Source organism: Micromonospora sp. NPDC048830 (assembly GCF_043198215.1).
In the GTDB taxonomy this organism is placed as follows: domain Bacteria; phylum Actinomycetota; class Actinomycetes; order Mycobacteriales; family Micromonosporaceae; genus Micromonospora.
Genome location: NZ_JBICUP010000002.1, coordinates 196,504 through 217,166, shown reverse-complemented (window position 1 = coordinate 217,166; position 20,663 = coordinate 196,504). Strand labels below are relative to the sequence as shown.

Here is a 20,663-nt window from a genome sequence, read left to right as displayed (position 1 = left end):
CTGACATGACCACCACGAATCGCATCGAACGACACCACTACGACGTGGTCGTGATCGGGGCCGGCGGCGCCGGCCTGCGCGCGGCCATCGAGGCCCGGCTCGCCGGCAAGAAGACCGCGATCATCTCGAAGTCGCTGTTCGGCAAGGCGCACACGGTGATGGCCGAGGGCGGCGCGGCGGCCGCCATGGGCAACGTGAACAGCCGGGACAACTGGCAGGTGCACTTCCGCGACACCATGCGCGGCGGCAAGTTCCTCAACAACTTCCGGATGGCCGAGCTGCACGCGAAGGAGTCGCCGCAGCGGATCTGGGAGCTGGAGACGTACGGGGCGCTGTTCGACCGTACGAAGGACGGAAAGATCTCCCAGCGCAACTTCGGCGGGCACGAGTACCCGCGGTTGGCGCACGTCGGCGACCGGACCGGCCTGGAGCTGATCCGCACCCTCCAGCAGAAGATCGTCTCCCTCCAGCAGGAGGACAAGGCCGAGTTCGGCAACTACGAGGCCCGGATCAAGGTCTTCGCCGAGACCACCATCACCGAACTGCTGCTCGACGGCGACCGGGTCGCCGGGGCGTTCGGCTACTACCGGGAGTCCGGCGAGTTCGTCCTGTTCGAGGCGCCGGCCGTGGTGCTGGCCACCGGCGGCGTCGGCCGGTCGTACAAGGTCACCTCGAACTCCTGGGAGTACACGGGGGACGGTCACGCGCTGGCGCTGCGCGCCGGGGCGACGCTGATCAACATGGAGTTCCTCCAGTTCCACCCGACCGGCATGGTCTGGCCGCCCTCGGTGAAGGGCATCCTGGTCACCGAGTCGGTGCGCGGCGACGGCGGCATCCTGAAGAACTCCGACGGCAAGCGGTTCATGTTCGACTACGTCCCCGACGTCTTCCGCAAGCAGTACGCGGAGACGGTCGAGGAGGCGGACCGCTGGTACACCGACCCGGACAACAACCGGCGCCCGCCGGAGCTGCTGCCCCGCGACGAGGTCGCCCGCGCGATCAACAGCGAGGTCAAGGCCGGTCGGGGTACGCCGGCCGGCGGCGTCTACCTGGACATCGCCTCCCGGCTGCCGGCCGAGGAGATCCGGCGCCGCCTGCCGTCGATGTACCACCAGTTCAAGGAGCTGGCCGACGTCGACATCACCAAGGAGCCGATGGAGGTCGGCCCGACCTGCCACTACGTGATGGGTGGCGTGGAGGTGGACCCGGACTCGGGCGCCGCGTACGGCACCGTGCGCGGGCTGTTCGCCGCGGGCGAGGTGTCCGGCGGCATGCACGGCTCCAACCGGCTCGGCGGCAACTCGCTGTCCGACCTGCTGGTCTTCGGCAAGCGGGCGGGCGGGCACGCCGCCGCGTACACCGACCAGCTCACCGCGCGCCCGAAGGTGTCGGTGGCGGCGGTGGAGACCGCGGTGGAGACGGCGCTCGCGCCGTTGCAGCGGGACACCGGGGAGAGCCCGTACAAGCTCCAACAGGACCTCCAAGCGGTGATGGGGGACCTGGTCGGGATCATCCGGCGGGAGGGTGAGCTGGCCGACGCGCTGGAGCGGCTCGCCGAGCTGCGCGAGCGGGTGGCGAAGGTCAGCGCGGCCGGCGGCCGGCGCTACAACCCGGGCTGGCACCTCGCGCTGGACCTGCGCAACATGCTGGTCGTCTCGGAGTGCACGGCGAAGGCGGCGCTGGAGCGCCAGGAGTCGCGCGGCGGGCACACCCGGGAGGACTTCCCGAAGATGGACCCAAAGTGGCGCCGGGTGAACCTGGTCTGCTCGCTGGACGGCGACGCCGTGCGGCTGACCCACAAGCCGCTGCCGAAGCTGCGGCCAGAGCTGATGAGCCTGTTCGACCGCGCGGAACTGGCCAAGTACCTGACCGACGAGGAGCTGGCCGAATTCGACGCCCTCGCTGAGGAGGCGGGCAAGTAATGGGAACCAAGCGTCACTTCCGGGTCTGGCGGGGCGACGAGAACGGCGGCGACCTGCAGGACTACCAGGTCGAGGTCAACGAGGGCGAGGTCGTCCTCGACGTCATCCACCGGCTCCAGGCCACCGACGCGCCGGACCTGGCCTGCCGGTGGAACTGCAAGGCCGGCAAGTGCGGCTCGTGCTCGATGGAGATCAACGGGATGCCCAAGCTGGGCTGCATGACCCGGATGTCGACCTTCGAGGAGAACGAGACGGTCACGGTCACCCCGCTGCGCACCTTCCCGGTGATCCGGGACCTGGTCACCGACGTCTCGTTCAACTACGAGAAGGCGCGGGAGACCCCGGCGTTCGCGCCGCCGGCGGGGGTGGCCCCGGGCGACTACCGGATGCAGCAGGTGGACGTCGAGCGCTCGCAGGAGTTCCGCAAGTGCATCGAGTGCTTCCTGTGCCAGAACACCTGCCATGTGATCCGGGACCACGAGGAGAACAAGCACGCCTTCTCCGGCCCGCGTTACTTCATCCGGGCCGCCGAGCTGGACATGCACCCGCTCGACGCCCGGACCGACCGCAAGGAGTACGCGCAGGCGGAGCAGGGCCTCGGATTCTGCAACATCACGAAGTGCTGCACCGAGGTCTGCCCCGAGCACATCAAGATCACCGACAACGGGATCATCCCCATGAAGGAACGGGTCGTAGACCGCAGGTACGATCCCCTTGTGTGGCTCGGTAGCAAGATCTTCCGGAGGAGTCAGGTGCCTCAGACCAACGTGACCAGCGCCCAGCACAGCGGTGCGGGGAACTCCGCAGGGCACTTCGGCACTCAGCGTGGCGCGTCGGCGCATTCCGGCGCGATGGCCGGCGGCGTGCACTCGCACGCGGGCGGCTCGCACGACCCGAGCGCGGAGGCGCAGGCCCAGAGCGGTGTCAACTGGCACCGCGAGGTGCCGCACCCGACCGCGCCGGCGGTCGGTGAGAACGGCCGGCTCCCGCTGACGGAGCTGACGTTCGACCGGGCGGCCGCGCCGTCGCCGTTCGGCGACGACGTGAAGTTCCCGATCCCGCCGGAGCACCTGAACTTCGCCCACCCGGAGCAGGACAAGCACTGAGCACGACGACTGACGACGACGGGGGCCCGCGGCAGACGCCGCGGGCCCCCGTCCCATTTCCGCCCGTCACGCCCCGTCACCGGCTCGGGGAAAGGGAGGCGCGCGGGGTCGTCAGCCGTCGGCGAGCAGCGGGCGCAGGGCGGCGACGATCGGTGCGTCGGCGGGGAGCCAGGTGACGGTGTCGAGTTCGGCGGCGGAGAGCCAGCGCAGCGCGGAGTGCTCCAGGGCCTTCGGCTGGTCGTCGTGGAGCAGGCGGGCGGTGTACACCTTCAACACCGAGCGGCCGTGGGCCATCCGCACGTTGCGGCCGACCCGCTGGCCGACCTCGACGCGTACGCCCAACTCCTCGGCGCACTCGCGGGCCAGCGCGGCGGTCTCGCTCTCCCCCGGTTCGACCTTGCCGCCGGGGAACTCCCACATGCCGGCGACCTCCGGCGGAGCGGACCGGGCGCAGGCCAGCACGCGCCCGTCCGCGATGATCGCCGCCCCGACGATGACCCTGAGATCCCGCCGCTCGGTCTGTTCGTTGTCGCTAGCCCGTTCAGTTCGCACGGGCGTCCAGCGTGCCAGATCAATCGGCGGTTTGGGTAGCTCGGCCGGCCGCTAGGCCAGTAGAAGTGGGAAGTGTGGGCGTGGACACACCCTCGAGTCGGACGGAAGACTAAAGGGCACCGAGAAGACACGGGATGGCGACGATTTGGCCACAAGCCGGCAGCGACCCCTGGGAGGTACGGTGATGCGGGTGCTGTTCAGGGGACGCGCAAAGCACGACTACCTGAGCGACGCCCTGAACCTGCTGACCGGGTGGAGCAGGGAGGGCGAGCAGATCCGGCGCATCCTGGTGATCGACGACACGCAGCACGCCGCGCTCACCGAACGGGTCAAGGTGGTCGCCGACGCCCTGCACCTGCGCCCCGAGATCAGCCGCCGGGACGACCAGACCCAGATCCGGGTCGGGCACGGCGACGGGGAGCCGCTGTCCGAGGGCGAGGTCCTGCTGGCCGCCCGCATCGAGGACGCGTACCGGGCCGTCACCGGCTCCTGACCGCCCTCCCACCGAGCCTGATGCGCGACGGCGAGTTCCTCGATCCGCTGCTGGTCCCGGTGTACGACGCCGAGTGCCGCTGGGGGCCCGACGACGACTTCTTCCTGGCGGTGGTGAACGAGACGCCGGCCGCCCGCGTACTCGACCTGGGCTGCGGCACCGGCCGGCTCGCCCTAGCCCTGGCCGCGGCCGGGCACTCGGTCACCGGCGTCGACCCCGCCGGGCCGTCCCTGGCCGCCGCGCGGCGCAAGCCCGGCGCCGACCGGGTCACCTGGGTGCAGGCGGCGTCCCCGGCGCTGCCCGACCGGGCGTACGACGTCGCCGTCATGACCAGCCACGTCACGCAGGTCTTCGTCGCCGACGACGAGTGGGAGCGTACGCTCGCCGACCTGGCGCGGGCGCTGCGGCCCGGCGGCCGGCTGGCGTTCGACTCGCGCGACCCGGCCGACCGCGCCTGGGAGCGCTGGAACCCGGTCGACTCGCGGCGGGTGATCGGGTTGCCGGACGGCCGCCGGGTGCGGGCCTGGACGGAGTTCACGGAGGTACGCGACGGTGTGGTGGACTTCACCCACCACTACGTCCTGCCCGACGGGGCGGAGCGGCTCAGCTCCGCCACCCTCCGCTTCCGGAGCGAGGCGGAGCTGCGCGACTCGCTCCGGGCCGCCGGCTTCACCGTCGAGCGGGTCCACGGCGGTTGGCACGGACAGGCCGTGGGCGAGGGAGACGGGGAACTCGTCGTCGTCGCCCGCCGATGAGGGGCGTTGGCGTGGTCCACCTACCGTGAGGTGCATGGCCAACGCGACGTACGACCGCAAGGAGCAGTACCAGCAGATCCAGAGCGGCCTCCTCGACGGGGAGCAGATCATCGCCGTCTACGACGCCATCGGCACCGGGACGGGGTTCCTCGGCCTCACCGACCGGCGGGTGATCATCCAGGACCGGTCCTTCGTCGGCAAGCGGTACGCGATCACCAGCATCCCGTACTCGAAGATCACCAGCGTCAGCGTGGTGAGCAACAAGTCGTGGGGCGGGTCGTTCTTCTCCACCGGCGCCATCGCCATCCACGTCGGCACGCACACGTACGAGGTCGAGTTCCGGGGCGCCCAGAAGAGCCACCACGTGCACAACGTGATCCTGCACTACATCTCCTGACCGCGGGCAAGATCGGTTGGGTCCTGGTGCTGGGATACTGGTCCGCATGCGCTGGCGTACGGCAGGACGTGGCAGGTCAGCGCCACCCGGGAGTACGGCGCATGCGTGAAGGCCGCACTGGACGTCCTGTCCGGACGCGACCCCGTCCACCTCGGCCGCCGGGAGACCGGCGTCGACGAGGCGCTAACCGGCGCGTAGCTGCGGTGCCCGTCCGGATTCGCTCTCGCCGATCATGCAGTTGTGGTGCCAGAAAAGCCGGGAACGCCCACTTTGCCAGGCACCACAGCTCCATGATCGACGCACAACAAGGCTCGGGGGCCTGCGCGGCGGTCAGGCCGTCGGCAGGTGGGTGTCGAGCCAGCTCAGCAGCGTCGCCGTGTACTGCGGGCTGATGCTGCCGACGTCCTCGCCCTCGCCAACGGTGGGATAGTGGTCGCAGCCGTCGAGCCGGCAGACGGTCGGCGGCAGGGTCGCCCCGGCGGTGGCGCGGCGCCAGACGGCGATGCTGTCGTCGACGGGCACCCAGGCGTCGGTCGCGCCGTAGAACAGCAGCACGGGGCAGGACACCCCGGCGAACACCGGGGCCGGGTCGAAGTCCATGTCGCGCCAGGTGCCCGGCTGCTCGGGCAGCTCGCGCGGCACGTACACCAGGGGGAACCAGCGGCGCCCGGCACACCGGTCCACCGCCGCCTGCGCGGTCGCGCGGTCGCCGTCGCCCCGCAGGTACGCCTCCACGGTCGCACGCAGCCGGTCCAGCTCGGCCAGGTCGACGGCGCCGTAGCCGTGCCGGCGGAGCTGCTCGGCCGTGCCGTAGCGCATCTGGGCCGCCGGGCTGACCCCGCTGGCGGAGACCAGCACGAGGAAGGCGACCAGTTCCGGGTGAAGCGCGGCGGTCAACGGCGCCACCCAGGCGCCCTGGCTCAGCCCCCACAGCCCGACCGGCACGTCGCCGGCGTGCCGGCGCAGGACGCCGACAGCCGCGGCCGCGTCGGCGGCCTGCTCGGCCAGCGGCACGTCGCGGCCACCCACGCGCGGCCGGCGGTCGAAGCGCAGCACCGCGATCCCCGCCTCGGGCAGCACCCGGGCCAGGTGCGTGTAGCAGAAGAAGGACCGTTCCCCCGCCCCGGCCGCATGGAGGACCACCACGCCGCCCCGGGCCGGGCCGGGGCGGCAGGTCCATCGTGGCCGGCAGACGCACGCCGCCGACGTCGATCGTCAGCTCCATGCGGGCAGTCAAGCACGGGTCCCGCGGCCACGCCGACCCGTCCGGGCCGGCCTTCCCGGGCGCTGGCTGGTGACGGGTGACGCCCGGATGGAGCGGAATGATCGACTGGCCGCGGAGGGCCGGCCACTGCAACGGGCAGCCGGGAACCGGGGACGCTCACAAACGGACTCGGCCGTCGCGCCGGTCAATCCGAGAGGCTGACGCAGTAGGTCTGCTGGCGGCTCTTCAACCACGCGCCTTCGGCACCACAGTCCGACGGATGGCGCGCGGTCCGGGTTATCTCGGCGTCGTGGGCGGTCTCGCAGCCGACCGCCTTCGCCCGGCCAGTCACCTCGCGCAGCCCGCCGGCCTCGACGATGCCCGTGTCGCCGCCCACCAGGAAGCAGGTGCCGACGTGGAACGGGCCGGGATCCCGGTACGCGAAACGGACGCCGAGGAACGCGACCAGCCCGAGTACCACCACGGCAGGCGGCGCGATCCACCATGCGATCCGCCGCCGACGTGCCCTGTCGCGTTCGATGTGACGACCCACTTCCACCGTCGGGTTGTGCCCCAGAACGATGACGCAACCCGCTGACCTACGAAAACAGGCCGGATTCAGACGTTGAAGCGGAACTCCACCACGTCGCCGTCCTGCATGACGTACTCCTTGCCCTCGATGCGGACCTTGCCGGCCGACTTCGCCGCCGCCATCGATCCGGCCGCGACCAGGTCGGCGTAGGAGACCACCTCGGCCTTGATGAAGCCGCGCTGGAAGTCGGAGTGGATCACGCCCGCGGCCTCGGGGGCGGTCGCGCCGACCGGGATGGTCCAGGCCCGCGCCTCCTTCGGGCCCGCCGTCAGGTACGTCTGGAGCCCGAGCGTGCGGAACCCGACCCGGACGAGCTGGTCCAGCCCCCGCTCGGACTGCCCGATCGACTCCAGCAGCTCGCGGGCCTCCTCCTCGGGCAGGTCCACCAGCTCCGACTCGATCTTGGCGTCCATGAAGACCGCCTCGGCCGGGGCGACGAGGGCGCGCAGCTCGTCGAGGAACTCGGCGTTGGCCAGCTCGGCCTCGTCGACGTTGAAGACGTACAGGAACGGCTTGGTGGTGAGCAGGTGCAGCTCGCGCAGGTGCTCCAGCTCGATGCCCGCCGCCGCCGCGCCGGCGTACAGCGTGGTGCCGCCGTCGAGGACCTCGACCGCCTGCTTCGCGGCGGCCACGGCGGCGGCGCGGTCCTTGCGGAGCTTGGCCTCCTTCTCCAGCCGGGGCAGCGCCTTCTCCAGCGTCTGGAGGTCGGCCAGGATCAGCTCGGTGTTGATCGTCTCGATGTCGTCGGCCGGGGAGACCTTGCCGTCGACGTGCACCACGTTGGGGTCGGAGAAGGCCCGCACCACCTGGCAGATCGCCGACGCGTCCCGGATGTTCGCGAGGAACGCGTTGCCCCGGCCCTGCCCCTTCGAGGCGCCCCGGACCAGGCCGGCGATGTCGACGAACGACACCGGGGCCGGGAGCACCTTCTGGGAGGCGAAGATCTCGGCCAGCTTGTCCAGCCGCTCGTCCGGCAGCCCGACGACGCCGACGTTCGGCTCGATGGTGGCGAACGGGTAGTTCGCCGCGAGCACGTCGTTCTTGGTCAGCGCGTTGAACAGGGTGCTCTTGCCGACGTTGGGCAGGCCGACGATCCCGATGGTGAGGCTCACGGGCCGCCAGTCTACGCGGCCGTCCGGGCCGGCCTCCGGCCGCCGCGCGTTCGGCAGGGGCAGTCGGGCCTCAGGCCAGGCGGCGGGGGGTGATCACGGTCTCCCGTACGCCGCCGTCGGCGGCCCAGATCACGTCCTGCGCGAGCAGGTGCGCGCGGACGTCCTCGACGTTCGGCATGGGGAACAGGGCGACGTGCGAGACGCGGAACGGGGTGCCGGCGAACGCCCCGTAGACGGCGGTGAACGACGTGGGCTGGTCGCCCACGGCCTGGCCGAGTTAGCACAGCCGGGGCTCCGGGCCGGCCTGGGCCAGCTCGGCGGCCAGCTCGAAGACCGGCCCGGGGCGCAGGTCGTACGGGCCGCGGTCACGGCCGAAGAAGCCCATGCTGGTGGCGACGATGGTCGGTTCGCTGGCGGGCATGCTGACCCCTGTCCTCTCGTCGGTACGTGGAGCAGACCCGGACGCCGCGGCTCAGGATCTGGACGCCGCCGCGAGCAGGGTGCGCAGCAGGTCGGCCAGCCGGGTGCGATCCTCCGGCGGCAGGACGTCGAGGATGCGCCGCTGCACCGCGAGTCCCGCCTCCACCGACTCCTCGACCACCCGGCGGCCCTCCTCGGTCAGGCTGACCCGCAGGCCGCGCCGGTCGGCCGGGTCGGGGCCGCGGCGCACCAGCCCGGCCCGCTCCAACCGGTCCAGCCGGCCGGTCATCCCGCCGGAGGTGAGCATCATCGCGGCGGCGAGCGCCTTGGGGGAGAGCGTGTACGGGTCACCGGCCCGCCGCAGGGCGGCCAGCACGTCGAAGTCGCCCCGGCTGATGTCCCAGGCCGCGTATACCCGTTCCTGCTCGTCGCCCACCAGCCGGGCCAGCCGGTAGATGCGGCCGAAGACCGCCATCGGTTCCGGCCGTAGCCCGGCCCGCTCGCGGCGCCACTGCTCGACGATGACGTCCACGTCGTCCGGCTCGGTCATCCCGGCATTGTGCCGCAGCCCGCACTGGCGGGCTTTACTCACCCGTGATTTGCTTAGCGCTAAGCTACTTAGCATCGAGAGGTTGAGCCGATGAGCCGAGGTGCCGCCGATCTGCTGGCCACCGCCGTCGCGCCCGTGGCCTGGGGTACGACGTATCTGGTCACCTCCGAGCTGCTGCCGCCCGACCGGCCGCTCTGGTCGGGGGCGATCCGGGCGCTGCCCGCCGGCCTGCTGCTGCTCGCCCTGACCCGGCAGTGCCCCAACGGCGGGTGGTGGTGGCGGGCGGCCCTGCTCGGCGCGCTCAACATCGGCGCGTTCTTCCCGCTGCTCTTCCTCGCCGCGTACCGGCTGCCCGGCGGCACCGCCGCCGTGCTCGGCGCGGCCCAGCCACTGCTGGTCGCCGGGCTGACCGGGCTCGTCATACGCGAACGTCCCCGGCCACCCGCCCTGCTCGCCGCCGCCGCGGCACCGCTGGGCGTCGCCCTGGTCGTGCTCCGGCCGGACGCCGGGCTCGATCCCGTCGGCGTGGCCGCCGGCCTGGCCGGGGCCGCCGCGATGGCGGCCGGGCTGGTGCTGACCCGCCGCTGGGGCCGCCCCGCCGGGGTCGGCATCCTCGCCGCGACCAGCTGGCAGCTCACCGCCGGGGGCCTGATGATCACGCCGTTGGCGCTCGCGCTGGAGGGGCCGCCGCCGGCTCCCGACGGCCCGGCCCTGCTCGGGTACGCGTGGCTCGGGCTGGCCGGCACCGCCGTGGCGTACGCCCTGTGGTTCCGCGGGGCGGCGCGACTGCCGCTGACCCAGGTCTCCGTGCTCGGCGCGCTCAGCCCACTGACCGCCGCCGCGCTCGGCTGGCTCGTGCTGGGGCAGGCGCTGGGCCCGGTGCAGCTCGCCGGGTTCGCCGTTGCCGTCACCGCGACCGTGGTCGGCCAACTGCCGGACCGCCCTCCGCCCCGGGCCGGTCAGCCGGCCAGCACCCGCCGCTCCCCCGCGCCCGGCCCCGCCCCCTCCGGCGCGGCCGTCGACAGCTCCCGGTCAGCCACCGCGGCCAACTCGGGGGTGGTGAGCTGACGGCGGATGGCCGGGGACAGCTCGCGGGCCGCGGCGGCCGGCAGGGTGAACCGGTGCGCGGCGGACGGACCGGCGGCCTCGGACTCGCCGAGCATCCAGCGCACCTCGTCGGCCGTCCAGCCGAGCCCGGGGCGGCCGGCGATCTCCCGGACCAGGCGCAACCCCACCCGCGTGTCGTCGTCGTAGAAGCGCATGCACCAGTGGTGCGCCCACATGCCGAGGGCGCGCAGGCCGGCGGCGTCCAGGGACGCGACGAGCCGCCCGCAGGACGTGTCGCGGAACGCCCGCCCGGGATCACCCGCCCGGTCCCGCTCCAGGGCGCCGTACGCCGCCGGCGCGACCGCCCGCATCCGGTCGTAGAAGCTCTGGACCACCGTACGGTCGAGCCGCGCCCGCCCCGACAGCATCAGCGGACACCTCGCCCGGCCACGCTCGCCATCGCCGCCACCCCTTCTTGAGTTGGTGGCGGGACCGTACCGGCCATGACCGACACTTTCGGGACACGGGGGTCGACAAGGGGATGCCTTGCACCTTCCACGGCCAGGTCCGATTTCCGCGAGCCGGACGGGTGGCCGGCGGGGCACCATCGGTGCCGTGGAGTTGGACTTCGAGCGCTGCTACCGGGCCGTCGACAGCCGCGACCAGCGGTTCGACGGGTGGTTCTACACGGGCGTCACGTCGACGGGGATCTACTGCCGGCCGTCCTGCCCGGCGACCACCCCGAAGCGGCAGAACGTCCGGTTCTTCCCGTCCGCCGCGGCGGCGCAGGGGGCGGGGCTGCGCGCCTGCCGCCGCTGTCGCCCGGACGCCGCCCCGGGCTCGCCGGAGTGGGACGTCCGGGCGGACACCGTGGGCCGGGCCATGCGGCTGATCGCCGACGGGGTGGTCGACCGGCACGGCGTACCCGGGCTGGCCGCGCGCCTCGGCTACACCGAGCGGCACCTGCACCGGCTGCTGCGCGCCGAGCTGGGTGCCGGGCCGCTCGCGCTGGCCCGGGCGCAGCGCGCGCAGACCGCCCGGATCCTGATCGAGACGACCGGGCTCGGGATGGCCGAGATCGCGTTCGCGGCCGGGTTCGGCAGCGTGCGGCAGTTCAACGACACGATCCGGGAGGTCTACGCCACCGCCCCTTCGGAGCTGCGAGCCGCCCGGGGACGACAGCCGGCGGCCGGTGGGGCCGGCACGATCACACTGCGGCTGGCGTACCGGCCACCGCTGCACGCGGGGGCGCTGCTGGACTTCCTCGCGCTGCGGGCGCTGCCCGGCGTGGAGGAGGTGCGCGACGGGACGTACCGGCGGGGGTTGCGGCTGCCGCACGGCGCGGCCGAGGTGGCGCTGACCCCGGCGGACGGGCATGTGGCGGCGACCCTGCGGCTGGCCGACATGCGCGACCTGGCGCCGGCGGTGGCCCGCTGCCGCCGGCTGCTCGACCTCGACGCCGACCCGGCCGCCGTCGACGACGCCCTGGCCGCCGACCCCGCCCTCGCCCCGCTGGTGGCCGCCGAGCCCGGGGTGCGCGTCCCGCGCGCCGCCGACGGCTTCGAGATGGCCGTCCGCGCCGTCGTGGGCCAGCAGGTCTCGGTACGCGCGGCGCGCACCACCCTCGCGCGCCTCCTGACCGCCACCGCCCCCCTCACCAGCGTCGATCATGGAGTTGGCGGCCGGATCGATCTCCGAAACGGCGGTCAACTCCATGATCAACCCGGGTTCCGGGGCGGGCTGCGGGGGTTTCCCAGCGCCGGGGAGGTGGGTCTGGTCGGGGATGACGCGTTCGGGATGCCCGCGGGGCGGCGGGAGACGATCCGGGCGGTGGCGCGCGGGGTCGCCGACGGGTCGCTGGACCTCGATCCCGGCGGGGACCGCGCGGAGGGCGTGCGGCGACTGCTGGCGGTGCCGGGAATCGGGGCGTGGACGGCCGGCTACGTGGCCATGCGCGCCCTCGGCGACCCCGACATCTTCCTCCCCACCGACCTGGCCGTACGGCGGGGCGCGGCCGCCGTCGGCCTGCCCGACGACCCGAGGGCCCTCGACGCGTACGCGCGCCGCTGGCGCCCCTGGCGCTCGTATGCCGTCATCCGGCTGTGGCGAGCAGCATGACAGTCCGCTGCGGAAAGCACACGGCCACCGGACACCGAAGAGCGACATGACCATCCGACACCGGAAGGCAGCATGAACAGCATCGGCACCACCCTCGACAGCGCCGTCGTCGACACGCCCGCCGGGCCGCTGAGCATCCTGACCGGCCCCGGCGGGGCGGTCCGGGCGGCCGGCTTCACCCCCGAACCGGAGTCGCTCGTGCCGCTGGTGCACCCGGCCCTGCGCGGCCCGGTGCGGCACCGGGCGGACCTCGGGCCCGTGACCGCGGCCGTCGCCGCGTACCTCGACGGCGAGCTGACCGCGATCGACGCGGTGCCCGTCGAGCAGCACACCGGGGGCGCGTTCATGGCGCACGCGTGGCGGGTGCTGCGGGAGGTGGAGCCCGGCCGGCCGGTGACGTACACCGGGTACGCCGAGCTGGCGGGCCGGCCGGCGGCCGTACGCGCCGCCGCGGCGGCCTGCGCCCGCAACGCCGCGGCCCTCTTCGTGCCCTGCCACCGGGTGCTGCGCACCGACGGCGGCCTCGGCGGCTACCGCTGGGGGCTGGACGTGAAGCGGTGGCTCCTCGCCCACGAGGCGGCCCCCGGGCGGTAGCGAGGGACGCCGTGCCGGGATCGTGGCGGGCCAACGCAGGTCGCGGCGGCCGGCGGGGGCAGCGCCGGGCGGCCAGCCGGCGGGGCACCGGACACGCTGGATAAGCCGTGGCCCGTGGCGGGGCGGCTGCCTACGATCGACCGATGACCGACACGGCGAGGACGGCCCGCGCCGGCGTCCCCGAGCGTCCCACGCTGGACGGGCTCGAGGAGACCTGGGCGCGCCGCTGGCAGGAGGAGGGCGCGTACGCGTTCGACCGCTCGAAGCAGCGCTCGGACGTGTACGCGATCGACACCCCGCCGCCGACCGTATCGGGCGAGCTGCACATGGGGCACGTCTTCTCGTACACGCACACCGACACGGTGGCCCGGTTCCAGCGGATGCGGGGGCGGACGGTCTTCTACCCGATGGGCTGGGACGACAACGGCCTGCCCACCGAGCGCCGGGTGCAGAACGTGTACGGGGTGCGCTGCGACCCGTCGCTGCCGTACGACCCGGGCTGGCGGGCGCCGGACGCGCCCGTGGACGACGCGGCCCGGAAGAACCCGACGCCGATCTCCCGACGCAACTTCGTGGAGCTGTGCGAGACGCTGACCGCCGCCGACGAGCGGGCGTTCGAGGCGCTGTGGCGGCGGCTCGGGCTGTCGGTGGACTGGTCGCTGACGTACACGACGATCGGCCGCCGGGCCCGGGCCGCCTCGCAGCGGGCGTTCCTGCGCAACCTGGCCCGGGGCGAGGCGTACCAGGCGGAGGCGCCGACGCTGTGGGACGTCGGGTTCGCCACGGCCGTCGCCCAGGCGGAACTGGAGGACCGGGAGCGGCCGGGGGCGTACCACCGGCTGCGGTTCGCCGGCCCGGACGGCCGGGAGGTGCTGATCGACACCACCCGCCCGGAGCTGCTGCCGGCCTGCGTGGCGCTGGTCTGCCACCCCGACGACGAGCGGTACGCGGACCTGGTCGGCGCGGCTGCGCGTACCCCGGTGTTCGGGGTCGAGGTGCCGGTGCGCGCGCACCCGCTGGCCGACCCGGCCAAGGGCACGGGCATCGCGATGGTGTGCACGTTCGGCGACCTGACCGACGTGACCTGGTGGCGGGAGCTGGCCCTGGAGACCCGGGCGGTGATCGGCCGGGACGGGCGGCTGCTGCCGGTGCCGCCGGCCGGCGTGCCGGCCGAGCCGTACGCGGCGCTGGCGGGGCAGACCGTGGCCGGCGCCCGGCGGACGATCGTCGAGTTGCTGGCCGACGCCGGCGGCCTGGTCGGCGAGCCGCGCCCAATCACCCACCCGGTCAAGTTCTACGAGAAGGGCGACCGGCCGCTGGAGATCGTCACCACCCGGCAGTGGTACCTGCGCAACGGCGGCCGGGACGCCGCCCTGCGCGGCGAGCTGCTGGCCCGGGGCGGTGAGCTGCGCTGGGTGCCGGAGCACATGCGGCACCGCTACGAGCACTGGGTGGCGGGCCTGACGGGTGACTGGCTGGTCAGCCGGCAGCGCTTCTTCGGCGTGCCGGTGCCGGTGTGGTACCGGCTCGACGACACTGGCGAGCCGGACCTCACCCACCCTCTCACACCCGGCGAGGCGGCGCTGCCGGTCGACCCGTCGAGCGAGCCGCCGCCCGGGTACGAGGAGGCCCGGCGCGGCCGGCCGGGGGGCTTCGTCGGCGACCCGGACGTGCTGGACACCTGGGCCACCTCGTCGCTGACCCCGCAGATCGTCGGTGGCTGGGCGGACGACGAGGACCTGTTCCGCCGGATCTTCCCGATGGACCTGCGCCCGCAGGGCCACGACATCATCCGCACCTGGCTGTTCTCCACCGTGGTCCGGTCGCACCTGGAGCACGGGGTGCTGCCCTGGCGGGACGTCGTGCTCTCCGGCTGGATCCTCGACCCGGACCGCAAGAAGATGTCCAAGTCCAAGGGGAACGTCACCACCCCGATGGGGCTGCTGGAGCAGCACGGCTCGGACGCGGTGCGGTACTGGGCGGCCAACGGGCGGCCCGGGATGGACCTGGCGTTCGACCCGGCGCAGATCAGGGTCGGCCGGCGCCTCGCCACGAAGCTGCTCAACGCGTCGAGGTTCGCCCTCGGGCTGGGCGCCGCCGACGCGCTGCGCGCCCCGTGCGACAACTCCAGCTCGGCGCGTCTGACGCCGCGCCGCGACCTGGAGCTGTCGGCCACCGAGCCGCTGGACACCGCGATGCTCGCAGAGCTGTCCACCGTGGTCGCCGCCGCGACCGCCGCCTTCGAGGCGTACGACCACACGGCGGCGTTGCAGGCCACGGAGGCGTTCTTCTGGCGGTTCTGCGACGACTACATCGAGCTGGTGAAGGAGCGCGCCTACGGTTCCGGGCCGGGGGCCGACTCGGCCCGGGCGGCGCTGGCCGCCGCGCTGTCGGTGCAGCTGCGGCTGTTCGCCCCGGTGCTGCCGTTCGCGACCGAGGAGGTGTGGTCCTGGTGGCGGTACGGCTCGGTGCACCGCTCCCCCTGGCCCACCACCTACGAGGTGGGGCGGGCGGTGCGCGGCGAGGGCGACCCGGAGCTGCTGCGGCTGGCCGGCGACGCGCTGAGCCAGGTGCGGCGGGCCAAGTCGGAGCGAAAGCTGTCGATGAGGGCCGAGGTGCCGCTCGCGGAGGCGCTCGGCCCGGCAGCCCTGCTCGACCGGCTCACGCTCGTGGCGGACGACCTGCGCGCCGCCGGCCGGATCGGCAAACTCGACCTGCTGCCGGACCGCACGCCGGAGCTGGTGGTCGCCTGCGCCTTCTGAGTCGTCGGGCCCGCCCGGTGTCGGCGTCGGTCACGGCGGAATGAGCCGCCACCACGGGCCGCCGCCGCGCCGGGAGCGCTCACCAGCCGCGCAACATCCGCACGCCGAGCAGCGCGGCGACCACGGCGGGCCCGATGAGCAGGGTGACGGCCTGCCCACCAGTGGAACTCGCCGGTCGACTGCGCGAGCGTCGTGGTCGCCGCCGCGGCCGCGCCCGCGACCGCCAGGCTGGTCGCCCAGCGCCGGGCCCATGCCGGGTACGACCGCCGGGGCGCCGCCCGGCCCGTGTCCGCCACCATGGCCCCCAGCCTGCCGGGGGCGACCCGGCCGGGTCCATCCGGCCAGCCCTACCCTTCCCGCTGGGGCCGGCCGGCCCCACCTCTCCCGCCGCGCCTGGCCAGTCCTGCCTTTCCCGCCGCGGCCGGCCGGCTCGCTGACCGCCGAGGGGGACCGGCGCGCCCACGATGGCCGCCACCTCGGAAGATCGTGACGGTAGGGTTTGGTGGGCCGACGGACCGTGACGACGGACTCGGTTGACGGAAGAATGGCGCCATGTCTCCCGCCCTGTCGCGCCGCCGCGCGGTCGCCGTCGTCGCCGCCGTCCTCGCCCTCGGCGTTGCCGCCGGCCTGATGTGGTTCAAGCCGTGGACGTACGTCACCGACACCGAGGTCGACGAGCCCCTGTCGACGATCGCCACGGCGCCGGCCTCCCCCGCGGCGCCCGGCGCTTCGGCCGCCCCGAGCCCGGCCGGACCGACCCTGGTCAGTCAGGGCGAGTTCGTCGGCCAGGAGTTCGACACGTCGGGCACCGCCCGGATCGTCCGGAAAGTCGACGGCCGGTACCGGTTGGAACTGGTCGGGCTGGACACCACCAACGGGCCCGACCTGCGGGTCTGGCTCACCGACCAGCCGGTCCGCCCGGGGCCGGGGTCGCGGGGCTTCGACGACGGCCGCTGGGTCGAGGTGGGCCGACTCAAGGGCAACCTGGGCAACCAGGCGTACGACATCCCGGCCGGCACCGACCTCACCGGCCTGACCAGCGTCTCGCTCTGGTGCAAGCGCTTCACGATCTCCTTCGGGGCCGCGCCGCTGCGGGCCACCGTGTAACCGGTCGCGCCCGCCGGCCACGGTACGGGGAGTGGCGGTCTCGACCGATCGCCGGTCGGCTGCGAAACTGTGTGGCGGCCAGTGAGTGGGGGGTGCGATGAGCAACGGGTGGGTGCTGCCCGACGAGGTGCTGCGGGACGCGCCGGCGTACACGCCGCGTCCCGGGGAGCTGGCCGATCTCGGGCTACTGCTCAGCGGGGCGTACGCGCCGCTCACCGGCTTCATGACCCGGGCTGACCTGACCTCCCTCACCCGTCGCGGGCGGCTCGCCGACGGCACGCCGTGGCCGGTGCCGGTGGCCCTCCAGGTGCCCGCCGGGCTCGCGGACGGCCTGCACCCGGCCGACCCGCTGCGCCGGACGCTGGTGCTCACCGACGGCGAGGGCGCGCCGGTCGCCGCGCTGGAGGTCACCGACGTCTGGACGGCCCGCGAGGGCGTCGCCGGGATCGGTGGCCCGGTGCGCCGGCTCGGCGACGGCGGGCACGGCCCGTTCCAGCGGTTGCGCCGCAGCCCGGAGGAGGTGCGGGCGCTGCTGCCCCCGGGGCGGGTGCTCGGGGTTGTCGCCGACCGGCCGCTGCACCGGCCGCAGCTCGCCCAGATCGCCCACGCCGCCCGTACCCTGAACGCGCACCTGCTGGTCATGATCCCGGTCGGCGAGGGGGTGATCAACGGGCTGCCCCCCGAGGCGCTGGTCCGGGCGGTCTTCGCCGCCCGGGACCGGATGCCCCCGGCGACGCTGGTCGCGGTGCCGCTGTCCCGGCGCCGCGACGAGATCAGCGACGCCCTGCTCCAGGCCCGGGTGGCTGCCGCGTACGGGGTGACCCACCTGCTCTCCACCCGCGAGGTGCTCTCCGGAGCCGGGCTGCGGGTGCTGGTCCCCCGCGAGCTGGCCTACGACAACCGGGACGGGCAGTGGCGCTGGCGGGAGGACATCCCGCCGCGCAACCGGCGGCTGGCGCTGAGCCAGGCGGAGCTCGACGACCTGCTCGACCGGGGCTTCCCGCTGCCGGAGTGGCACACCCCGCCGGCCGTGGCCAAGGAGCTGAGCAGGGCCCGTCCGCCCCGGCGGCACCGGGGCCTGGTGGTGTTCATGACCGGTTTCTCCGGCTCCGGCAAGTCCACGATCGCCCGGGGCCTGGCCGACGTGCTGCGTGAGGGCGGCGACCGGACGGTGACGCTGCTCGACGGCGACGTGGTGCGGCGGGAGCTCTCCGCCGGGCTGGGCTTCAGCAAGGCCGACCGGGACCTGAACGTCCGCCGGATCGGCTGGGTCGCCGCCGAGATCGCCCGGCACCGGGGGGTGGGCATCTGCTGCCCGATCGCCCCGTACGCGCAGGCACGGGCGACCGCCCGGGAGATGGCGCAGGCGGCCGGGGCCGGGTTCGTGCTGGTGCACGTGGCGACCCCGATCGAAGTCTGCGAGCAGCGCGACCGCAAGGGCCTGTACGCCCGCGCCCGGGCCGGCCTGCTCACCGGGATGACCGGCGTGGACGACCCGTACGAGGAGCCGACCGACGCCGACGTGGTGGTGGACACGACCGCCCTGACCATCGAGGAGGCGGTGCAGGCGGTGATGCACCACCTGACCGAGACCGGCTGGGTGGAGCCCCGCCTCCAGTCCACCTGATCCTGCCGCCGCTTCGGGTCCGGCCCGGGCCGGCTGCTCCTGTCGCCGTGGCCGGGCCGTGCTTCCATACGGCCAACGCGCGCGCTAGTGTTCGCTTCTGTTGGAACGCGTTCGATCGCGTGCGAGACGCGCGGAGGAAGCCGGAGGTGCGGCGGGGTGCTCGCGCGGCAGCGGCAGGCGGCCATCCTGGAGCGCGTCCGGGCGGCCGGCGGCGTACGGGTGACCGAGCTGGCCGCCGAGTTCGGCGTCTCCGACATGACCATCCGGCGCGACCTGGAGGCGCTGCACGAGCGCGGCCTGCTCGCCAAGGTGCACGGCGGCGCGACGGTGACCGGGGCCGGCTCGGCCGACGAGCCGGGCTTCCGCGCGAAGTCGGTGCGCCAACTGCCGGAGAAGGCCGCCATCGCCGCCCACGCCGCCGGCCTGGTCCGGCCGGGTGCGGCGGTCGCGCTCTCCGCCGGCACCACGACGGCCGAGCTGGCCCGCCGGCTGGTCGACGTGCCGGGGTTGACCGTGGTGACCAACTCGCTGCCGGTGGCCGAGATCCTGCACGCCGGCGGCCGACCGGACCAGACGGTGGTGCTGACCGGCGGGGTGCGGACGCCGTCCGACGCGCTGGTCGGGCCGCTGGCGGTCGCGGCGGTCCGGTCGCTGCACCTGGACCTGCTCTTCCTCGGCGTGCACGGGATCGGCGAGCGGGCGGGCTTCACCACGCCCAACCTGCTGGAGGCGGAGACCGACCGGGCCCTGGTGGCCGCCGCCGACCGGCTGGTCGTGCTCGCCGACCACACCAAGTGGGGCACGGTCGGCCTCTGCTCGATCGTCGAGCTGGCCGCGGCCGACGTGCTGGTCACCGACGACCGGCTGGCGCCCGAGGGCCGGCGGGTGCTGGGCGAACAGGTCGGCGAGCTGGTGCTCGTGGGGTCGGAGCCGGGTGGGCGCCCGGCCGGGGAGGAGACGGCGGAGTGAAGCGCACGGCGATCGAGCTGGCCGACGGCCGGGAGCTGATCTACTTCGACGAGCGGGACGACGCGGTCCGCGACCAGCCGGACCGGCGGGAGCTTCCGTCGCCGCCCCGCGCGTCGCAGCTGCGGTACGACCCGCTGACCGACGAGTGGGTCGCGCTCGCCGTGCACCGGCAGACCCGCACCTTCCTGCCGCCGGCCGACCAGTGCCCGCTGTGCCCGTCCCGGGGTGACCGGCTCAGTGAGATCCCGGCGCCCGACTACGACGTCGCCGTCTTCGAGAACCGGTTCCCGGCCTTCAGCGGGCGGGTCGGCGAGGAGCCGGCGGAGATCACCCCGTTCACCCCGGTCCGGCCCGGCCGGGGTCGATGCGAGGTGGTCTGCTTCACCGACGACCACGACGCCTCGTTCGCGGGCCTCCCGCCGCGCCGGGTCCGCACGGTGCTCGACGCCCTCGCCGACCGGACGGCCGCGCTGGGCGAGCTGCCCGGGGTGGAGCAGGTGTTCTGCTTCGAGAACCGGGGCGTGGAGATCGGGGTGACCCTGCACCACCCGCACGGGCAGATCTACGCGTACCCCTTCGTCACGCCGCGCACCCGGGCGATGCTCGGCGCGGCCCGCCGGCACGCCGAGCGCGCCGGGGGCGGCAACCTCTACGCCGACGTGCTCGCCGCCGAGCGCGCCGCCGGGACGCGCGTGGTGGTCACCAACGAGCACTGGACGGCGTACGTGCCGGCGGCGGCCCGGTGGCCGTTCGAGGTGCACGTCGCCCCGCACCGGCCGGTGCCGGACCTCCCGGGGCTGACCGACGAGGAGCGGGACGCCTTCGGCCCGCTCTACCTGGACCTGCTGCGCCGCTTCGACGGGCTGTTCGACCTGCCGATGCCGTACATCGCGGCCTGGCACCAGGCCCCCGTACGCGTCGAGCGCGAGCTGGCACACCTGCACCTGCAGCTGTTCAGCATCCGGCGCGCGCGGGACAAGCTGAAGTACCTGGCCGGCGCGGAGTCCGGGATGGGCACGTTCATCAGCGACGTCGCCCCCGAGCACGCCGCCGAACTCCTGCGCGCTGCCTGACCCTGTTGACACCGCCCGCACGGGGCGCGGGGGGCCCGGGACAGGGCCCCCCGCAGGGAAGGGACGGCTGGCTGCGTGCGACAGCCGGGAAGGTCGGCTGATCCGCGCCCGCGCCGCGGGGCGATCCCGGCCTTCCTTGGACGCGACTGGCACCACGTCCACCAAGCTCAACGAGCTACGTCACCCACGGTGACGCCTGTGCGGGACGCCCTGGACTCCGGCCGGCCCGGCATCGCCGCCGCGAGGGGGCCCGCCGGGGCGTA

The 20,663-nt window shown here is 74.1% G+C and carries 18 protein-coding genes and 3 pseudogenes; 14 read left to right on the top strand and 7 right to left on the bottom strand.

All coding sequences use genetic code 11. The annotated features are described in order from the left end of the window. Positions 1-5 precede the first annotated feature (5 nt). From ACGFIZ_RS03400 to ACGFIZ_RS03390, 3 genes and pseudogenes are all read left to right on the top strand, one after another. Positions 6-1,922 (top strand): fumarate reductase/succinate dehydrogenase flavoprotein subunit, encoded by a 1,917-nt coding sequence (locus ACGFIZ_RS03400; RefSeq protein WP_393415376.1) that lies wholly within the window; start codon positions 6-8, stop codon positions 1,920-1,922. Beyond that, a pseudogene (locus ACGFIZ_RS03395) lies at positions 1,922-2,708 on the top strand (succinate dehydrogenase/fumarate reductase iron-sulfur subunit); the annotation flags it as partial. The gene ACGFIZ_RS03400 and the pseudogene ACGFIZ_RS03395, both read left to right, overlap by 1 nt. Before the next feature lie 77 nt (positions 2,709-2,785). After that, positions 2,786-3,028: pseudogene (locus tag ACGFIZ_RS03390) on the top strand (succinate dehydrogenase/fumarate reductase iron-sulfur subunit); the annotation flags it as partial. A 111-nt stretch (positions 3,029-3,139) separates the two neighbouring features. On the opposite strand, the gene ACGFIZ_RS03385 reads toward ACGFIZ_RS03390, so the two are convergent. Beyond that, positions 3,140-3,580, bottom strand: a complete 441-nt coding sequence (locus tag ACGFIZ_RS03385) for a (deoxy)nucleoside triphosphate pyrophosphohydrolase (RefSeq protein ID WP_393415373.1) — start codon at positions 3,578-3,580, stop codon at positions 3,140-3,142. Positions 3,581-3,764: 184 nt separating this feature from the next. Between ACGFIZ_RS03385 and ACGFIZ_RS03380 the strand changes: the two genes are divergently transcribed. The 3 genes from ACGFIZ_RS03380 to ACGFIZ_RS03370 are packed head-to-tail and all read left to right on the top strand — an operon-like array spanning position 3,765 to position 5,225. Further along, on the top strand, positions 3,765-4,073 hold the full coding sequence (locus ACGFIZ_RS03380; protein ID WP_393415370.1) for a pterin dehydratase: 309 nt from the start codon (positions 3,765-3,767) through the stop codon (positions 4,071-4,073). A 20-nt stretch (positions 4,074-4,093) separates the two neighbouring features. Next, positions 4,094-4,828, top strand: a complete 735-nt coding sequence (locus ACGFIZ_RS03375) for a class I SAM-dependent methyltransferase (RefSeq protein ID WP_393415367.1) — start codon at positions 4,094-4,096, stop codon at positions 4,826-4,828. A 34-nt stretch (positions 4,829-4,862) separates the two neighbouring features. Continuing rightward, positions 4,863-5,225 (top strand): PH domain-containing protein, encoded by a 363-nt coding sequence (locus ACGFIZ_RS03370; RefSeq protein ID WP_393415364.1) that lies wholly within the window; start codon positions 4,863-4,865, stop codon positions 5,223-5,225. Between the two features lie 330 nt (positions 5,226-5,555). On the opposite strand, the gene ACGFIZ_RS03365 is transcribed toward ACGFIZ_RS03370, so the two are convergent. From ACGFIZ_RS03365 to ACGFIZ_RS03345, 5 genes and pseudogenes are all read right to left on the bottom strand, one after another. Then, positions 5,556-6,368, bottom strand: a complete 813-nt coding sequence (locus ACGFIZ_RS03365; RefSeq protein WP_393415361.1) for an alpha/beta hydrolase family protein — start codon at positions 6,366-6,368, stop codon at positions 5,556-5,558. A 266-nt stretch (positions 6,369-6,634) separates the two neighbouring features. Beyond that, positions 6,635-6,988: a hypothetical protein gene (locus tag ACGFIZ_RS03360; protein ID WP_393415358.1), complete on the bottom strand. Its 354-nt coding sequence runs from the start codon at positions 6,986-6,988 to the stop codon at positions 6,635-6,637. Between the two features lie 59 nt (positions 6,989-7,047). After that, positions 7,048-8,133 carry a redox-regulated ATPase YchF gene (gene ychF / locus ACGFIZ_RS03355; protein ID WP_347671557.1) on the bottom strand — a complete coding sequence of 362 codons (1,086 nt, stop codon included), beginning with the start codon at positions 8,131-8,133 and terminating at the stop codon, positions 7,048-7,050. 94 nt (positions 8,134-8,227) lie between these two features. Continuing rightward, positions 8,228-8,554 (bottom strand): annotated as a pseudogene (locus ACGFIZ_RS03350) (peptidase E); the annotation flags it as partial. A 51-nt stretch (positions 8,555-8,605) separates the two neighbouring features. Further along, positions 8,606-9,103, bottom strand: coding sequence for a MarR family transcriptional regulator (locus tag ACGFIZ_RS03345; RefSeq protein WP_347671558.1), 498 nt, complete (start codon positions 9,101-9,103; stop codon positions 8,606-8,608). Positions 9,104-9,193: 90 nt separating this feature from the next. Here ACGFIZ_RS03345 and ACGFIZ_RS03340 point away from each other — a divergent pair, with 90 nt between their 5' ends. After that, entirely contained in the window at positions 9,194-10,171 is a 978-nt protein-coding gene (locus ACGFIZ_RS03340; protein ID WP_393415354.1) for an EamA family transporter, read from the top strand. On the opposite strand, the gene ACGFIZ_RS03335 is transcribed toward ACGFIZ_RS03340, so the two are convergent. Continuing rightward, positions 10,063-10,578, bottom strand: coding sequence for a hypothetical protein (locus ACGFIZ_RS03335; protein ID WP_393415351.1), 516 nt, complete (start codon positions 10,576-10,578; stop codon positions 10,063-10,065). The genes ACGFIZ_RS03340 and ACGFIZ_RS03335 overlap by 109 nt on opposite strands. 187 nt (positions 10,579-10,765) lie before the next feature. On the opposite strand from ACGFIZ_RS03335, the gene ACGFIZ_RS03330 reads away from it, so the two are divergent. The 7 genes from ACGFIZ_RS03330 to galT all read left to right on the top strand — a co-directional run bounded on the left by ACGFIZ_RS03330 (position 10,766) and on the right by galT (position 20,400). Beyond that, positions 10,766-12,268, top strand: a complete 1,503-nt coding sequence (locus ACGFIZ_RS03330; protein WP_393415348.1) for a DNA-3-methyladenine glycosylase 2 family protein — start codon at positions 10,766-10,768, stop codon at positions 12,266-12,268. Positions 12,269-12,340: 72 nt separating this feature from the next. Then, positions 12,341-12,862, top strand: coding sequence for a methylated-DNA--[protein]-cysteine S-methyltransferase (locus tag ACGFIZ_RS03325; protein ID WP_393415345.1), 522 nt, complete (start codon positions 12,341-12,343; stop codon positions 12,860-12,862). A gap of 143 nt (positions 12,863-13,005) precedes the next feature. Continuing rightward, positions 13,006-15,624: a valine--tRNA ligase gene (valS, locus tag ACGFIZ_RS03320; protein WP_393415342.1), complete on the top strand. Its 2,619-nt coding sequence runs from the start codon at positions 13,006-13,008 to the stop codon at positions 15,622-15,624. Positions 15,625-16,176: 552 nt separating this feature from the next. Then, the gene (locus tag ACGFIZ_RS03315; RefSeq protein ID WP_393415339.1) at positions 16,177-16,731 is read left to right on the top strand and encodes a DM13 domain-containing protein; all 555 of its coding nucleotides are present in this window, start codon (positions 16,177-16,179) and stop codon (positions 16,729-16,731) included. A gap of 97 nt (positions 16,732-16,828) precedes the next feature. Further along, positions 16,829-18,358, top strand: a complete 1,530-nt coding sequence (gene cysC, locus ACGFIZ_RS03310) for an adenylyl-sulfate kinase (protein ID WP_393415336.1) — start codon at positions 16,829-16,831, stop codon at positions 18,356-18,358. 156 nt (positions 18,359-18,514) lie between these two features. Then, positions 18,515-19,327: a DeoR/GlpR family DNA-binding transcription regulator gene (locus tag ACGFIZ_RS03305; RefSeq protein WP_393415333.1), complete on the top strand. Its 813-nt coding sequence runs from the start codon at positions 18,515-18,517 to the stop codon at positions 19,325-19,327. After that, positions 19,324-20,400: a galactose-1-phosphate uridylyltransferase gene (gene galT, locus ACGFIZ_RS03300; RefSeq protein ID WP_393415330.1), complete on the top strand. Its 1,077-nt coding sequence runs from the start codon at positions 19,324-19,326 to the stop codon at positions 20,398-20,400. Before ACGFIZ_RS03305 ends, galT begins: the two co-directional genes overlap by 4 nt. The last annotated feature ends 263 nt before the right edge of the window (positions 20,401-20,663 follow it).

Excerpts from the sequence above, each read along its gene's own strand:
- ACGFIZ_RS03335 (WP_393415351.1), bottom strand. The coding sequence starts at position 10,578 with ATGCTGTCGGGGCGGGCGCGGCTCGACCGTACGGTGGTCCAGAGCTTC.
- cysC (WP_393415336.1), top strand. The coding sequence starts at position 16,829 with ATGAGCAACGGGTGGGTGCTGCCCGACGAGGTGCTGCGGGACGCGCCG.
- ACGFIZ_RS03380 (WP_393415370.1), top strand. The coding sequence starts at position 3,765 with ATGCGGGTGCTGTTCAGGGGACGCGCAAAGCACGACTACCTGAGCGAC.
- ACGFIZ_RS03400 (WP_393415376.1), top strand. The coding sequence starts at position 6 with ATGACCACCACGAATCGCATCGAACGACACCACTACGACGTGGTCGTG.
- ACGFIZ_RS03345 (WP_347671558.1), bottom strand. The coding sequence starts at position 9,103 with ATGACCGAGCCGGACGACGTGGACGTCATCGTCGAGCAGTGGCGCCGC.
- ACGFIZ_RS03315 (WP_393415339.1), top strand. The coding sequence starts at position 16,177 with ATGTCTCCCGCCCTGTCGCGCCGCCGCGCGGTCGCCGTCGTCGCCGCC.
- valS (WP_393415342.1), top strand. The coding sequence starts at position 13,006 with ATGACCGACACGGCGAGGACGGCCCGCGCCGGCGTCCCCGAGCGTCCC.
- ACGFIZ_RS03370 (WP_393415364.1), top strand. The coding sequence starts at position 4,863 with ATGGCCAACGCGACGTACGACCGCAAGGAGCAGTACCAGCAGATCCAG.
- ACGFIZ_RS03375 (WP_393415367.1), top strand. The coding sequence starts at position 4,094 with ATGCGCGACGGCGAGTTCCTCGATCCGCTGCTGGTCCCGGTGTACGAC.
- ACGFIZ_RS03325 (WP_393415345.1), top strand. The coding sequence starts at position 12,341 with ATGAACAGCATCGGCACCACCCTCGACAGCGCCGTCGTCGACACGCCC.
- ACGFIZ_RS03340 (WP_393415354.1), top strand. The coding sequence starts at position 9,194 with ATGAGCCGAGGTGCCGCCGATCTGCTGGCCACCGCCGTCGCGCCCGTG.